Origin of the sequence: Chryseobacterium pennae (assembly GCF_003385515.1) — a bacterium.
In the GTDB taxonomy this organism is placed as follows: Bacteria; Bacteroidota; Bacteroidia; order Flavobacteriales; family Weeksellaceae; genus Chryseobacterium; species Chryseobacterium pennae.
Map to the genome: position 1 here is coordinate 39,688 of NZ_QNVT01000008.1, position 16,754 is coordinate 56,441.

At 34.9% G+C, this 16,754-nt stretch carries 13 protein-coding genes; 11 read left to right on the plus strand and 2 right to left on the minus strand.

Features of this window, described 5'->3' with window-relative positions:
• Positions 1-18: 18 nt before the first annotated feature.
• From DRF65_RS10055 to DRF65_RS10100, 10 genes are all read left to right on the plus strand, one after another.
• Positions 19-2,790, plus strand: a complete 2,772-nt coding sequence (locus DRF65_RS10055; protein ID WP_115970626.1) for a hypothetical protein — start codon at positions 19-21, stop codon at positions 2,788-2,790.
• 5 nt (positions 2,791-2,795) lie between these two features.
• Positions 2,796-7,313, plus strand: coding sequence for a TonB-dependent receptor plug domain-containing protein (locus DRF65_RS10060; protein WP_115970627.1), 4,518 nt, complete (start codon positions 2,796-2,798; stop codon positions 7,311-7,313).
• 195 nt (positions 7,314-7,508) lie between these two features.
• Positions 7,509-9,509, plus strand: coding sequence for a YfbK domain-containing protein (locus tag DRF65_RS10065; RefSeq protein WP_115970628.1), 2,001 nt, complete (start codon positions 7,509-7,511; stop codon positions 9,507-9,509).
• A 251-nt stretch (positions 9,510-9,760) separates the two neighbouring features.
• On the plus strand, positions 9,761-10,264 hold the full coding sequence (locus tag DRF65_RS10070) for a GbsR/MarR family transcriptional regulator (RefSeq protein WP_115970629.1): 504 nt from the start codon (positions 9,761-9,763) through the stop codon (positions 10,262-10,264).
• A 426-nt stretch (positions 10,265-10,690) separates the two neighbouring features.
• The gene (locus DRF65_RS10075; RefSeq protein ID WP_115970630.1) at positions 10,691-11,092 is read left to right on the plus strand and encodes a hypothetical protein; all 402 of its coding nucleotides are present in this window, start codon (positions 10,691-10,693) and stop codon (positions 11,090-11,092) included.
• A gap of 78 nt (positions 11,093-11,170) precedes the next feature.
• On the plus strand, positions 11,171-11,542 hold the full coding sequence (locus tag DRF65_RS10080; protein WP_115970631.1) for a hypothetical protein: 372 nt from the start codon (positions 11,171-11,173) through the stop codon (positions 11,540-11,542).
• A gap of 5 nt (positions 11,543-11,547) precedes the next feature.
• Positions 11,548-12,360, plus strand: coding sequence for a DCC1-like thiol-disulfide oxidoreductase family protein (locus DRF65_RS10085; RefSeq protein ID WP_115970632.1), 813 nt, complete (start codon positions 11,548-11,550; stop codon positions 12,358-12,360).
• 11 nt (positions 12,361-12,371) lie between these two features.
• The gene (locus tag DRF65_RS10090; RefSeq protein ID WP_115970633.1) at positions 12,372-12,833 is read left to right on the plus strand and encodes an SRPBCC family protein; all 462 of its coding nucleotides are present in this window, start codon (positions 12,372-12,374) and stop codon (positions 12,831-12,833) included.
• A gap of 33 nt (positions 12,834-12,866) precedes the next feature.
• On the plus strand, positions 12,867-13,571 hold the full coding sequence (locus DRF65_RS10095) for a YqjF family protein (RefSeq protein WP_115970634.1): 705 nt from the start codon (positions 12,867-12,869) through the stop codon (positions 13,569-13,571).
• Between the two features lie 65 nt (positions 13,572-13,636).
• Positions 13,637-14,536: a TIGR01777 family oxidoreductase gene (locus tag DRF65_RS10100; protein WP_115970635.1), complete on the plus strand. Its 900-nt coding sequence runs from the start codon at positions 13,637-13,639 to the stop codon at positions 14,534-14,536.
• Between the two features lie 20 nt (positions 14,537-14,556).
• Here DRF65_RS10100 and DRF65_RS10105 read toward each other — a convergent pair whose 3' ends face one another.
• The gene (locus DRF65_RS10105; protein WP_115970636.1) at positions 14,557-14,931 is read right to left on the minus strand and encodes a hypothetical protein; all 375 of its coding nucleotides are present in this window, start codon (positions 14,929-14,931) and stop codon (positions 14,557-14,559) included.
• Positions 14,932-15,119: 188 nt separating this feature from the next.
• Positions 15,120-16,010 (minus strand): hypothetical protein, encoded by an 891-nt coding sequence (locus tag DRF65_RS10110; RefSeq protein ID WP_115970637.1) that lies wholly within the window; start codon positions 16,008-16,010, stop codon positions 15,120-15,122.
• Between the two features lie 401 nt (positions 16,011-16,411).
• Here DRF65_RS10110 and DRF65_RS10115 point away from each other — a divergent pair, with 401 nt between their 5' ends.
• Complete coding sequence (locus DRF65_RS10115) at positions 16,412-16,675, plus strand: hypothetical protein (protein WP_228438611.1); 264 nt, start codon at positions 16,412-16,414, stop codon at positions 16,673-16,675.
• The last annotated feature ends 79 nt before the right edge of the window (positions 16,676-16,754 follow it).

Genomic DNA, 16,754 nt, shown 5'->3' on the forward strand with positions numbered 1-16,754 from the left:
ATTTTAGTACCTATTACCATGAAGATGAGAAAAAACTATTTACTGCTGCTGTTGCCGTTTACTGTTACGGTACTGAAGGCACAGGATTCAAGCCTATATTATTCAGGAAAATTTTTAAATCATAAAGATAAACCACAGAATTTCTTAAAAGTATACAATAAAAATAATGGTATCTACGAACTGACAGATGCCGAAGGAACAGCTGTCATTGCAGCTAAACCTTATGATACCTTAGTGTGGAATCAGGGGAAAAACAGGACTGTAGTTAGATCTTTTGAACTCAAAGAACTGAAAAAAATTCTGGAGGAGCAGGTAGAGAAAAAATATGTTCAGGAGATTTACAGTAAGGCTTATGACAGTTTAATTTCTGGGAAAAATAATTTCAGCATAGATAATGTACAAACCAATCTAAAGATTATTTCTGACAGATATTTTAGCAGGGTAAGAAAGCTGAAACAGAAAAAAGATAGTACTTATATTCTGAAGGATCAAAGCACTTGGACATTGCTGTTGAATGGTAACTTTAGTACTTCTTTGGATGTGAAAAGCCATAACGCCCTTCCTACTACTCAAAGCAAATACGTACAGGGAGGATCAAATGGAGGAAATCTGATATGGAACGGTCCTGAAACCAATGAAATGTTCAGTTTCGGACCGGATATTTCTACATTGGCTTTTGATGGTCAGCCTTATCAGTATGATGAGAATGGCAGACTGGTTCCGTCAGCAGGAGGATTTAAGCAGGCAAAATCTTATAATAACAGTCTGTTTAAAACTATGTTTGGCTACAATAATCAGCTTAACATCAATACAGTGATAAGACAGGGATATAAAGACCGGTTTCGTCTCTCACTGGATCTGAAACAGCAGAAAAATCAATTGTACTTTATCAATCAGTTTAATCTTAACAATGCTATCAAAGCAAAGCTGACTACAGATCTGGGTGGATATCTGGTGAAGTTTTCATTTAATTATGAAGAAGACAAAGCCACCAATACCAATAGAATCGGACTTTTCAATAGAGCCTATCAAAATTCCCTATTAACTCCCATTTCATTTTCGAATGCTCAGCAGACCTTTTTGGATAATGGAAGTCAACGAAGCTACAGCCAGTATGCTGATAATCCTGAATTTCTTTTTGTACAGGATGAAAAGTACCGTTACCAGAGTCGTCAGAGACAATTGGGTTTTAGTGCAGATAAAGCATTTGGGGATTTTAAACTCAATATCGTTCAGTCTTACGAGAATAATTTCCTTTGGAACCAGGATCAATATCTGCCATCTACTTATGGTTTCAAAGACGGGATAACGAATGAAAGAGAACAAAATAACAGGTTGTACCATTCTAATATTCAGGGGAAGTATCAATTGGGGGAGTATAGATTTAAGAATGTTTTTAGTCTTAATTTTATTCTGAATGATATAAAATCTGATGTTTACAATAGCCTGGTAGATAAAAAGTATACCTATCAAAGAACCTCTCAGGATTATATTTTTAATTATAATATGGAAATCCAGTCTGGTGATTTTGAGGGTGATTTTAACCTTGGAAATTCATTTTATATCTCCAATACATCCGCTAAAAACAGCTATTGGCTTCCAAAAGCTACGGGGTATCTTCGGTTTAGAGATATTTTTAACTGGGATAATTATGATTTTAAAGTTTCAGGAAGCTACAGCCATCTGAGTTCAGAACCTGAAATTACCAGATCTTATGCTTCCTATGCTACTACTTTACTGAAGGCAGAAAATTATTATAGATATTTTCCCGTACATGAAGTTGAAGGCTTCAAAGGTTTATCCAATATCAATACAAAAGAATGGAAAATAGGTGGGAAGATAAATTATGGATATAACATTAGTCTTGAAGGGGAATATTTTAACAGAAAAAGCGAAAATGATATTTTTCCGGTATTTGAGAACAACCAGCTAAAGCTAAAAAATATGGCAGATCATACCTATAGCGGGTATGAAGTTAATTTTGCCTACGAAAGACTCTACCTGACCTATAATTTTTTTACCACCAATAAAATTTCATTTTTCAAATATAAAGATATTGTGGATCGTGTGATACCAGGTTATAACAACAGTGCTGTCGCTGGATTTCAGGATGTTTATAAAACTTTGACGGAAGGGCAAGTTCTAGGAGCAGTAATAGGAAGTTATTTTGAAAGGAATGCCGATGGACAGTTGATTATTGATGATTCAGGTTTTCCTGAAAAAGCTGATGGTATGAAGATCATTGCGGATCCAACTCCGGATTTTGTCATGAAATTCAATCATAACTTAACCTATAAGAGATGGACTCTGGATATCAATTGGGAATGGAAAAAAGGCGGCCAGATCTGGAATGGAACTCAGGCTGTTTTGGATTATTATGGACGTTCCTATGACTCAGGAGAAGAACGGAATATTAAAAATTATGTTTTTCAAGGAGTATTAGCTAATGGGAACAGCAATCAGACTCCTGTTGATTTTTATAATCCTTCTCAAAATGTCCAGGAAAACAGATGGTCGAGATATGGATATCTCGGCGTGGCAGAGAATTATGTTCAGAAAGCAGATCATATAAGGATCAATAATATTTCACTATCTACCTATTTCCCACTGAATGATAGTCAGCGGTCTGTGAAACTTACCTTCTATGTAAATAATATAATGCTTTGGCAGGCTAATAAAGGAGTAGATCCCAATCAGAATTTCTATGATACCAATAATGGAAGAGGGTTGGATTTCTTTAATCTTCCATCTTTTAAAACATTTGGCTGTATTGTTTCATTCAAATTTTAACCCCCATGAATTTTAAATTTACATCATATATCATACTGCTGACTCTGTTGTTTTCCTCCGTATTTCTGAAGGCACAGAACACATTTCAGGATTTTGGAAAAGAAAAAACGTATATACAGACCAACCATGTTTTCTATAAACCGGGAGAGGAAATGTATTTTAAAATATATGTAGTACAGGGAAAAAATAACCTTCCGGCTGAGAACAGTAAAGTGGTCAATTGGGAAATTATAGATCCCGCAGGAAGTGTCCTTACAAAATCAAAATATGAAGTCAACAATGGCTATGCGGAAGGGTATTTTTCCTTTGCTAATGACATGAAGGGGGGAATTTACAAGATTAGAGCCTACACCAACTGGATGCAGAATGAAGAAGGAAAAAATGCTTTTGAAAAAGAAATTACCCTGCAGAAAATAGTGTCTCCGAGAATTTTAATGAAGCTTGATTTTCCTAAGAAAGGATATGGTCCAGGCGATGAGGTAACTGCTGATTTTTCGATGAGAAGCCTGGGTAACTTGCCCATTCCTTTTTATGAAGCTGATTATGTGGTGACGCATAACGGAGAGACTGTTACAGAAGGCAAACTTGCAACAGATAAAGAAGGAAAAAAACTTTTGAAGTTCAGGCTACCGCAGATTTTGAAATCCTCTGACGCCCTTTTGAATATCAAAGTGAATTTTGATGGGTTTACAGAATCTATTTCCCGGAATATTCCTATTGTTCTGAATCATCTGGATGTGAAATTTTTGCCGGAAGGAGGAACTTTTATCAGTGGAGTAGAGCAGAATATTGCTTTTAAAATACTGGATGAATATGAAAAACCTGTAGACGCAGTTTTGAATATTTACAATCAGAGAGATGAAAAAATAACTGAAGTTTCCACGTATAATTTCGGAATGGGAAGCTTCCTTTTCAGCCCGAAAACAGGAGAAACGTACTATGCAAAAGTAGTAAATCCGGAAAAAATTACCCGGATTTATCATCTGCCAGTCCCTAAAAATGAAGGGTTGGTGCTGAATATCAAAAAAGAAAATGAAAAGCTTTCATTTAAAACAGCTTCTACCCAGGAAAGGGATATCATTTTGAAAGGTTTTTTCCGTGAAAAAGAAATATACAGCAAAGAGCTCTCTTTGAAAAACGGGATCAGCCTATTTGAACTGCCGGAAAAAAACTTCCCGGTTGGAATCTGTCGGTTTACACTGTTTGAAAATAATGTTCCCATTGCAGAACGTATTGTTTTTACCAATAAAGATCAGCAGCTGAATATAAAGGTAAAGCCTGTGAAAGATTACTACCAGCCCAGAGAAAAAGTAGTTCTGAATATTGAAACTACAGACGGGTACAATAATCCTATACCGGCGAACCTGGCAATAAGTGTTGTGGATGATAAACTTTGGACTTATGCTGATGATAAACAGAACCATATCATTTCATGGCTCCTGATGGATTCTGAACTGAAAGGAAAGATTGAAAAGCCTCAGTTTTATTTCGACACAAAAGAAGAAAAAGCAGATAAAAGTCTGGATCTTGTGATGCTGACCAACGGATACCGGTATTTTGAACCCATTCCGGAGATTATTAAAACAGGTAAATACAAGTACCTTCCGGAAAAGAAAGGTACCATATACGGTGTGGTAGAAGATGAGAATAAAAATCCCGTAAAAGCCGATGTTTTTCTGGTCGAAATAAATGATATGCAGATTCTTAAGCAAACAACAGCAGAAAACGGAAAGTTTTATTTTTCAGGAATGAAATACAGCGATTCATACAGAGTCATTGCAAAATCCCTTAAACCACGACATAAAGTAAAGATCAGAGTTTTGGCCTATAAACTGGAGATTAATCCGCTGGCTGAGCAAAAATTAAAGAATATAGACTTAGAAGAGATCATAAAGGAGTCTGAAATCAAAGAAACACCGAAAAAGACGACGCCTGTAACACAATCCGTAAGACCTGAAGATTTTATTTCATCTGATAGCAGTAAAAGTAATAAGAACATTGAAGAAGTTATTCTTGTAGGATATGGAACTGCAATGAATAAAAAGACAAATACTTCCTCAGTAAGCATTACAGCCAATTCTGAAATTAAAGATTCTAATTATGGATCAGTATTGCAGGGAAAAGTAGCAGGATTGTACGTTATCCCGGCAGGAGACCAGCAGAAAGGAAATATAGTGATCAGAGGAGCCTCTTCCATCCCAAACAAAAGCCCTTTGTTTGTGGTAGACGGAGTTCCGGTAGAAAATTTTAATACAGCAATTAATCCAAACGATGCTAACAGTATCACTGTACTTAAAGATGCCGCAGCAACTGCTATTTATGGGAGCAGAGCTGCTAATGGTGTCGTTATTATTAATTCTTATACTGGTAGTACTACCCAGAATAAGTTTGATATTACCCCTCAGTCTTATTTTGCGGTAATGACTATTCCCAGTACAGCTCTTACCCATTATTCTGAAAGTAAACATTTTGCTTATCCCGAATATAAAACAACCAATACTCCTTATAGATTTGACTACAGAGAAGCACTTTACTGGAATCCTGTAGTAGAAACAGATAAAAACGGAAAAGCAAAAATAGAGTTTTATAATTCTGATGCCACTTCCACATTCAGAGCAATAACAGAAGGTATTTCAGCCTCCGGACTTATAGGAAGAGATGAAACTACGTATGCAGCGCAAAGTCTGATCTCTATTGATGCTAAGATTCCACAGTATCTGACAAGAACAGATGAGATGCTTATTCCTGTGGTGATTAAAAACAATTCTAAGGAGATCAGGAAAATGACTATGGATGTTATTGTCCCTAATCACGTAAAACTCATTTCTTCTGACAGCCTGATTACTTTAAAGCCGCTGGAGTCGGGGAGATTATATGCTAAAATACAAACTGATGAGGTTGTGAATTCAAATATTCAGTTCATTATAAGATCAGGAGATTTCAGGGAAACAATGATTCTACCTTTTAAAGTTGAAGAAAAAGGGTTTCTGCATCAGTTTTCCGTAATAGATAATAAAGCACAGGAAATTCAGTTGGATATTCCTGAATATATCAATGGCAGTCTGTTTTCATCTTATAATCTTTTTGAAAATACAGCACTGAAGATGTTTAATGATCTTGAAAGGCTGAAGAAGGAACCTCACGGATGTTTTGAACAGCTGTCTTCAACGGTGTATCCCAATATTTTTATTCTGGATTATTTAAAATCAAGCCAAAGGATAGACAGCTCTACAGAAAGTCTGGTCATCAGAAACCTGAAAAAAGGCTTTCAAAAAATGCTGAGCTATAAAAATAAAGACGGTGGAGTAGGTTATTTTAACACTACTGAATCAGATGTATCTCTTTCTGCATTTGCCTTACTGGAGTTTACAGACCTGAAAAAGCATATAGCTGTAGATCCTAAATTGATCCAGGAACTTTCATCATTTATTTTATCAAAGAAAAGCGGAAACGGACTTTTTGAAGTAAGGAAATTTTACGAATCAAAATCAGCAACATATTCAGAATACTACTGGTCCAGAAATATGTATGTTCTCTATGCATTGTCTAAGCTAGGTTTTAAGACAGAAATTGAGGATTCCTACCAGGTATTGCTGAACAGAGCTTTATTGAAAAACGACGCATATCAATTAGCTTTACTGGCAAATATATCTGCTAATCTCGGAAAATCTAAAGAATATGATACTTTGGTATTTACTTTAAATAAGCAATTTGAAGATCTGAAATTTAAAGCTGAAACAACCTTTACCGGCTCCGGGGGAATTTCTGCTGATGCAGAAGCACTTTCCCTGTATATAATGGCGCTTCAGAAAGATGAAAAGCATAATCAGAAAGCCATTGTAAAAGTAGCAGATATGCTGATGAGCTATAATGGAGTTTATGGATTTGGTTCTACTCAGGCAACAAGTCTGGCACTGCAGGCCCTGTCTCAGGTTTTTATAAAAAACGAACAACTATATAGCAATGATGTTCCTGTTATTAAAGTAAATAATGCATCAGTATCATCCGGTATAAACGTTTCATCAGCTTATAAAACCGGAAATAATAAGATCAGTATCAGTTACCCGGCACAAGCAGGACTCTTCTATAACTTAGAATATCAATATTATACCTTACAGGCTCCGAAAAATGTTGATATACCTTTAATGATGGATACAAAATTAAAGTCTGAAAATTCCAGGGTAGGAGAAACCAGTCGGATGACCATTACAATTAAAAATAAAATAAATAATCAGTTACCGATGACCGTTGCTAAAATTGGTATTCCTGCAGGACTGACTCTGCAAAGTGCTTTAATGAAGGATTTAATAGATAAAAAACAGATTTCTTATTATGAGATTTTTGATAATTATCTGGTATTGTATTGGGAGCATTTCGGTGCAGAAGAAACGAAAACCATCAACCTTGATCTGAAAGTAGAATTTGCAGGAACCTATACAGGAAAATCAAGCAATGTATATCTCTATTATATGCCGGAAGCAAAATACTGGAACCAGGGAATAAAGGCTGAAGTTCTGCCGTAGAAGGAGAGACAGAGGGCTGGAAGTTATGGAGATCATAAAGAATGACTATTATGTTTATTTGCCACTTTTTAAAGTGACTTTTATGACTTCCAATGTTCATCCAACCTTAAAGTAACCTCCCTCTTCCCATCTTCCAGCCTTTACTCCTGTCCATTTGAAATAATTTTAATAATTTCCCACAGAAATTGATAACACATGAAAAAAAAGATTATAACCATATTAGGACTTTCTTTATTGGTAAGCTGTAAAACTCAACAGGCTTCGGACCCGTCAAAAGAAAACAAAACATACAGTATCAGAAAAGATAAAGATCAGGATGGTATTCCTAATAAGGAAGATCAATGTCCTGAAATAGCAGGGTTAGCTGAATTTAAGGGCTGTCCTGATACTGATGGAGATGGAATGACTGATAAAGAGGATGCTTGTCCGAATGTGGCAGGGCCAATTGAAAATAATGGCTGTCCGTGGCCTGATGCTGATGGGGACGGAGTCATTGATAAAGATGATGCCTGCCCAACTGTAACTGGACCTCCTGAGAATAAGGGCTGCCCATGGCCTGATACAGATGGAGATGGAGTTCTGGATAAAGATGATGCATGTCCTACTGTTCCGGGAGCACCAGAATATAATGGATGCCCAAAACCTAAAAGTTTGATAGCATATGAAGTAGTATCTTCAACAGGTCGAAGACCGTATACTGCTCGTCAAAAGACCAACAATACTCATGCTGTAATAAAAGAAATTAAAAAGCCTGGCATAAAGACCCTGAAGCCTGTTAATTATAATGATGAAGAATATGGCAAATTAGTGGAAAATCCATTCGAATTAACAAAGAAGCAGCCATTATCAACTTTTTCTATAGATGTAGACAATGCCTCTTATTCCAATATCAGGAGAATGATTAATTATGGAGATAAAGTAGATAAGGATGCAGTAAGAGTAGAAGAAATGCTCAATTATTTTAAATATGATTATCCACAGCCTCAAAAGAACCAGCCATTTTCTATTAATACTGAATATGGAAACGCTTCATGGAATTCTAAACATAAATTACTTAAAATAGGATTACAGGGAGAAAATATTCCGATGAATAACTTACCTGCATCCAACATTGTTTTTCTGATTGATGTTTCAGGATCTATGGATGAAGCCAATAAATTACCATTATTAAAATCCTCTCTTAAAGTTTTATTGGATCAGTTAAGGCCTCAGGACAAAGTAGGAATTGTGGTATATGCGGGAAATGCAGGAGTAGTATTACCTTCTACTTCAGCCGGAGAAAAAGCCCAAATCATTAAAGCCTTAGATAATCTTCAGGCAGGTGGAAGTACAGCAGGCGGACAGGGAATTGAACTTGCTTACAAACTAGCCCAGGAAAACTTTATAAAAGATGGAAATAATAGAGTAGTATTAGCAACAGATGGTGATTTTAACGTGGGAGTATCTTCTACAGGAGGACTTGAGACGTTGATTGAAGAAAAAAGAAAGACTGGAATTTTTCTTACCTGCTTAGGGTATGGTATGGGGAATTATAAAGACAATAAAATGGAGACCTTGGCAGACAAGGGTAATGGAAATTACGCCTATATTGATAATATGCAGGAAGCCAATAAATTTTTGGGGCGTGAGTTTGCAGGAAGTATATACACTATAGCAAAAGATGTAAAGATCCAGATAGAGTTTAATCCGGAATTTGTACAGTCTTACCGTTTGATTGGATATGAAAACAGAAAGTTAAGGAATGAAGATTTTATAGATGATAAAATAGATGCTGGAGAATTAGGAAGCGGGCATACCGTTACTGCTTTATACGAGATTATACCGATTGGCGCGCAGTCTGAGTTTATTCCAAAAGATACAAAACTGAAATATTCATCTTCTTCTAATGCAAAAAACTTCGACAATGAATTGGCAACTGTTAAATTTCGTTATAAAAAACCGAATGAAGATAAAAGTCAGGAAATAACCAAAGTTATTGAAAAAGAGTCTTTATCTGAATCAAAAGTAAGTCCGGATTTTAAATTTGCTTCTTCCGTGGCATGGTTCGGGTTGGTTTTAAGAGAGTCTAAATTCATTAAAAATAAAGATCTGAAAGAGATTGGAAACCTCGCAAAAGAGGGAAGAAGTACAGATACAGAAGGGTACAGAGCAGAATTTATAAGATTGGTTGAAAGCTATAAAGCAATTAAGCAATAATATATTTACTAAGGGATAGATTTTTAATTTATTCAATGATCTTTACTTTGATCTCAAAATCCGTTTCATTCATTATGAAGCGGATTTTTACTTCTAAGCATTTCTGAAAATTTAATGCTTAGAAATAAAACTACACTGTAAAACAGTTTGTTAAGTAATGTGAGGCGGTTTTTTATATTTTATTTTCAATAATTATTGAAAATTCAAAAAATATAATTACATTTGTATCAGAAATTTAAAGTACAGACAAAATGCAACTTTCAGAAGCTAAAGAAAAATACATTCAGACCTGGGGAACTTTTGCAACCAACTGGGGAATCAACAGAACGATGGCACAGGTGCATGCATTGCTTTTGGCGAGTGGTAAACCATTGTCTACCGATGAGGTGATGCAAGAACTGGAAATTTCAAGAGGGAACGCCAATATGAACCTTCGTGCTTTGATAGACTGGGGCATTGTAAGAAAAGAATTCATAAAAGGAGATCGTAAAGAATACTTCGTTGCGGAGAAAGATGTATGGTATCTTTTCAAACAAATTACCAAAGAAAGAAGAAAAAGAGAGATTGAGCCGGTCATTTCTTTTCTGGAAGAATTAAGGAATATTGAAGATAACGATTCGGAGGAAGCAAAGGAATTCATCAAGTTAATGGATGATTTCAGCTCTGTAACCGGTAAGATCAACAATATTATGGATCTGGCGATTAAAAGTGACGATCACTGGCTGGTAGGCAAAATTACCAACCTGTTGAAATAAAATAGAAAGGGATGAAGATCCTTTTTTATTTTAATTAAATTTTCAGAAATTATTGAAAATATAATATTTTTAAAATATTCAATATTATTTCATATCTGATTTTCCTTAGCATCAGTTCCTATATTACGATTGACGTAGGAAGAAGATGTTATGAGGCAGGAAAAGGTTATTTAAAATATTTGCTTCATGATGAAAATCTCTGCCTGACTATTAACAGAATTCTTCTTGGATGTTATTATCTGTTGAATTTAGGTTATATCGCTATAAGCCTTACAAACTGGGAAAGAATAGGCAATATAGAAGAGATGATAAAAATAACTGCTGTACGAATTGGGGGAATTATCTTAATCTTATGTGGATTGCACTATACGAATATTTTCACCTTGTATTTTTTGAGAAAAAAACTAACATTTAAATAATACTATTATGGCACTTACAGTTTTAACTACCACGTATAATTTTTCCGCTTACATGATCTATTTACCTATTGTAATAACCCTTACAGTTCTGGTATCACAGTTTCTGTTCAAAAATTCAAAAGCATTTATGATTGATATTTTTCATCAGAAAAAAGACATCGCTATGGCAACAAATTCCCTTTTTAAGATTGGTTTTTACCTTCTGAATATAGGTTTTGCATTATGTATTATCGAGTTTTTTCAAATTGAGAGTATTGAAAGATTAGTGGTTGCCCTGAGCAAAAAGATTGGCGGTTTCTCCATTTATCTTGGAATAATGATGCTTTTAAACCTATTGTTATTCCTGAAAGGCCGTAAACACGCATTAAATAAAGAAAACCAGATTAAAAATGAAAACATTGATCTTTAAGATCTGGATGTATCTTACTTTCAGATCAAAACACAAACGAACCCGGGGAGATTTTCTTAACCTTTAAAATAAAACACGATGAAAAAGTTTATAAAATATGACCTTTATATACAGATATTCTTCATGATAACCGGAGTTCTTGTTGCGATCATTAAAGGTTGGAACGGATGGATATTCTTTTACTTTATTGTAGGGTTCCCTCAGTTAGTAAGTTTTCTAGTTAAAATTTTTCTTAAAGTCAAAATATCACCGCTCTTTCTGATCTATGGAATGGTAATACTGCCTGTGTGGATTTCTATAGTAATAATATTAATACTGAGAACAAGTGGGATTGATTATCAAATTACAGCTATTCCCATATGTATTGTAATAGCAGCATTTTTCTATAGCCCTTTTATGGCATTATTATATGTTTTTGAAAGCCATAATCTGTATAAATCTTTAAAATAAATATCATGAAAACGCTTAAAAACCACACCCTGATCTACGACAATGAATGTCCCATGTGCGCCATGTATTCCAAAGGTTTTACAAAATCTGGGATGCTGGATGCAGAAGGAAGAGAAGCCTTTACGGAGATATCAGTCAGAAATAAAAACCTGGTCGATTTTAACCGGGCAAAAAATGAGATTGCGCTGGTAGACCATGAAAATAATAAAGTGATTTACGGTCTGGATAGCCTGTTGCTGATCATTGGAAATTCATTTCCGTTATTAGTAAAGATTGCAAAATTGCAACCTCTGTATTGGTTCTTTAGGAAGTTATATTCCTTTGTATCCTATAACCGTAAACAGATCATTCCATCCAAAAATGATTATACAGAAAAGTCATGTGTTCCGACTTTTAATCTGAAATACAGATTGTCTTATATCGCTTTTGTGGCCATATTTTCAGCGTATATTTTAAGTTTATATTCAGGAAAGCTTGGTGTCAATCTAACGCCGAATTTCTTAAGAGAATTATCCGTATGCTTAGGTCAGATCCTTTGGCAAACCTTATTTTTAAAAAGCTATTTAAAAGATAAGATTTGGGACTACCTTGGAAATATGATGACCGTTTCCTTACTGGGAACCTTGCTCTTAATTCCTGCTTTGCTTGTTAGTTTTATGTCGATTTTCTATCTCATCTATTTCGGAGTTGTAGTATTCATCATGTTTATTGAACATCTGAGAAGATGCAGAATTTTAAAACTGAATTACTTTCCTACCATTTCATGGATGTTGTTCAGATTAACGGCACTGGCCATCATCATTTTGACCACCATTTGAAAATTATTGAGATGTCAAGAATTTATTTAGAAACCCTTATTGAAGCTGATATTCAAACTGTTTTTGATTTAGCAAGAAATATAGATTTACACCAGCAGTCAACCTCAAGAACCCACGAAAAAGCAATAGCAGGTCGCACATCCGGTCTGATTGAAGAAAATGAAACCGTAACCTGGAGAGCAAAACATTTGGGAGTGTACCAAACCCTTACCACAAAGATCATCAGTATGGAAAAACCCAATCAGTTTACCGATGAAATGCAGAAAGGTGCTTTCAAATCCCTACATCATCAGCATATTTTTAAAACAGTAAATGATAAAACAATGATGACAGATATCTTTGATTTCGAATCTCCACTGGGAATAATAGGAAAAATATTCAATAAGCTTTTCCTCAGAAATTACCTCAAAAAATTTCTGCTGGAAAGAAACCGATTAATTAAAACGATTGCAGAATCAAAACACAGACAGTAATACAAACAAATTAATCAAACAAGAAAACACATCATGAATTTTTTAAAAGCAGAATGGCGAAAGTTAGCCATCATCAATTACGAAATAAATCCGGATATAGTATTAAAATACCTTCCGAAAGGCACGGAACTGGATTTTTATAAAGGTAAATGTTATGTAAGTGTTGTCGGTTTTATGTTTTTAAATACAAAATTACTGGGCTTGCCTATTCCTTTTCACCGAAATTTTGAAGAGGTAAATCTCAGATTCTATGTAAAGAAATACGAAAATGGAGAATGGAAAAGAGGAGTTGTCTTTATTAAGGAGATTGTTCCGAAGCCGGCCTTAAGTTTTGTAGCGAATTCTCTCTACAAGGAAAACTATCATACCCTGCCGATGAAAAATCTGATTCATCATAAGGAAGATGAATTGCTGATCCGATATTCATGGAAAGACAAAATTTGGCATTCTATTCAGATTACAGCAGAGAACAAGGCACAGCCTATGGAAACTGATTCAGAATTTGAATTCATTACAGAACATTATTACGGTTTTACTAGGAAAGAAAATAAAACCTCAGAATATGAAGTCTGCCACCCCAAATGGGATTGTTATCAGGTGAGAGACTATCAGTTGGAAATTGATTTTAAGAAGATGTATGGGAGTGATTTTGAATGTCTTAATAATAAGGAGCCTATTTCAGTGATGTTGGCAGAAGGTTCTGAAATCCAGGTAAAAACCAAGAGATACATTATTTGACAATAATGATTTTCAATAAATTGTAACTTATATCAACGCACCTAATGAACCTTTAAAATACAGAAATGAAAATAATCATAGCAGCAGGAACCGGATTCCTCGGGAAAAATTTAGAAAAATATTTTACAGGAAAAGGAGATCAGGTCTATATCTTTACCCGTAATCCTAAACGTAAAAACGAGATCTATTGGGATGCTAAAACAATAGGAGAGTGGAGAAAGACTCTTGAGCAGGCTGATGTACTCATCAATCTTACGGGGAAATCTGTTGATTGCCGTTACCATGAAAAGAACAGAGCAGAAATTTATAATTCAAGAATTGAGAGTACAAGAGTATTACAGGAAGCTATTGATCATTGTATCCTAAAACCTAAAATCTGGCTCAATGCAGGCTCTGCAACGATCTATGTACATTCAGAAAAACATTTAAATACAGAAGAAAACGGAATTATTGGCGATGATTTTTCAATGAATATCTGCAAAAGCTGGGAAGAAGAATTTTTTAAAACCAAAAATAGCGGAATAAGAAAAGTGGCACTCCGTACTTCTATTGTATTGGGAAATAATGGAGGTGCATTTCCAAAACTGAAAATGATTACAAGGCTAGGCTTGGGCGGAAAACAGGGAAGAGGAAATCAAATGGTAAGCTGGATTCATATTGAAGATTTTTGTAAGGCTGTAGACTGGATCATTCAAAATGAAAATAGGGATGGAGCGGTAAACATAACAGCACCCGCCCCATTATCCAATGAAGCCATGATGAAAAAACTGAGAAAACAATTCAAAGCACCATTTGGATTGAATGCACCTGTCTGGCAGTTAGAAATTGCCTCTGTATTCCTGAATACAGAAACCGAACTCTTATTGAAAAGCCGTAACGTTTATCCCCAAAAATTAATGGAAAGTGGATTTCACTTCTCTTATCCAACCTTTGACGAAGCAATCCTTAATTTGCTGAAGTCATAAATTTTTGTGACAAAGTAAGTTTACACAAGCCTACAGGGAACTTCAAGATCCTCTGTCAGATAATAGCTGCAGCATAAGCGGTGATAACCGTCAGCAATGATCAGTTCATGTTCTCCTCTTACCAGCAGAATAGGAGAGAGCTTTTTATTCTTTTCTACTTTTTTCAGGTTCTCCTTAACATGAATATTGGTATCCGGAAGCAGAGCAAGTTTGCTGGCTCTGAGAATATCCTTAGATTTTTTGGTAACAGTTGTTGCTTCTTTTAATTTTTCTACAATTTTCCGAACTTTATCAGGGGGAAAAAGAAGTTCCAGATAATCTGCAGCTGCAGGAAAATCATGATCTTCAGGTTCCTTCATCCAAAGGCTGTCTCTGGTCAGTGTATTTTTTTTCATAGATATTTTTTGAATGGTGGCTAAATGGTCATTAAAGGTATAAAAAACTTCACAACCAGTGACTTAATATCAATGATTTCCAGACAGAATTTATGACTCAAAAACAAAAACTCCTTCAATGATATCATTGAAGGAGTAGAAATTTTGGAAGGCAAACCATTGGTTTTACGATTGCCTGTATCATAATTTTAATATTTTCTTGCTAACAAAACATTCAACAGGAATGTACCAGCCCAGTTACTGCTATTCCCTGCGTTAGTTCCCATAAAATCTACACGAGCCACGGATACTGTAAGCCTGGTTTTTCCACCTACATTGGCAAGACTTACAAAGGATGCTGTAAATACATCAGGATAACTTGAATTATTCCCTGCTGTAAGGATAGGATACATATTGTTTACGTTGAATGATGCGCCCTGATATTCATATACAAGAGTCATTCTGCTACTGTTCGTATAGCCCGTAGTAGCATTAGTTGTACCAAATGCAGAACTTACAGAGGATTTGCTGATAATCCACCAAGCATCAGCTCCTGTTCCTGTATCAAAGGATGTATTGGTGTGGTTTGTCCAGTCTGCAATCGGTGCACTTGACCCACTATGAGGAGGTATGGTAAGCTGCGCCCCATAAATCTCCACATTACTTGGCTTAGGAAGAACTGTGAAAGACAAATCCCATGTTCCGCCTGTAGTATTACCATTGTTCACTACTTCAGCATAAGCCCCTACAGGAATAACAAATGAAGCGACCGGAGTATTGTCAATTCTAAGAGTATTGCCGCTGGAAGCCTGAAGCGTAATCGTAGAAGAAGAAATATTTTTGATCTTGTAAATTCTTCCTGTATAACTTGCTGTTCCGGTTCCAATAACGGGAAGGGTAAATGTTGTATTAGCTGATCCATTGTAAGTAATATAATGGTCTGTAGCCAGAACAGCGTAACTCGTTACCGACACTTCTTTATAACCTGCTCTTAAAGATCCGTTAACAGCTAAAGTACTATTAGCATTTGGGGTATTGATGCCAACCTGTGCATTTAATACTGCAGCTCCAAATAAAAAAAGTAAAATGTATTTTTTCATGTTGATTTTTTTAAATGTTTTTACAAAAATATAGAAAATAATTACATTTGTGTTTTTTTGTTAATGAATTTTAATGTTTTTTAACGTAAATCTCTATACTGTGATATTTTGTAATTTTTATATTCGTTCTATTTTTAATTATAACTAATTGATAATATGTTATTTTTGTTTCTATTGATTAAATTGTTTTGTGTTGTTGTATAATTTTATATTTCGATATTTTTAGAGTAATGATAATATTTTGTCATTTTACTTAGAATAGATTCAAACAGGGAAAATATTGTTAAGCTATAGATATACTGCTTTTTAGAAGAAAATATTGGTACGATATATGTAAGATTAAAATGTAAACCTGGATGAATTTGAGTAAGTGATTGAATTCATTCAAAAATATAAGCATTATGAAAAAGTTATTGATTTCAACCCTGTTAGTATTTGGTTTATCGATGAATGTTTTCGGTCAGAAACATCCGCCGGCACCACCACACCCTTCAAAAAATGAATTGGTCAGTCTTAAGATGAAAGAACTGGATAAAAAATACAATACAGAAAAGAAACTGATACTGAATCATCCTTTAGCGACCAAACAGATGAAAAGGGATCAGATGAAGGCTTTAAATAAAAGATATCAGACAGAAAAACGATTGCTTAAACAAGTAAAATAATACGGATTTCTTGCACTTATTAAAATTTGATACGTAAAATTCTATAGAGGAAATTTTACGAAGTTTGTAGTTTGAAATA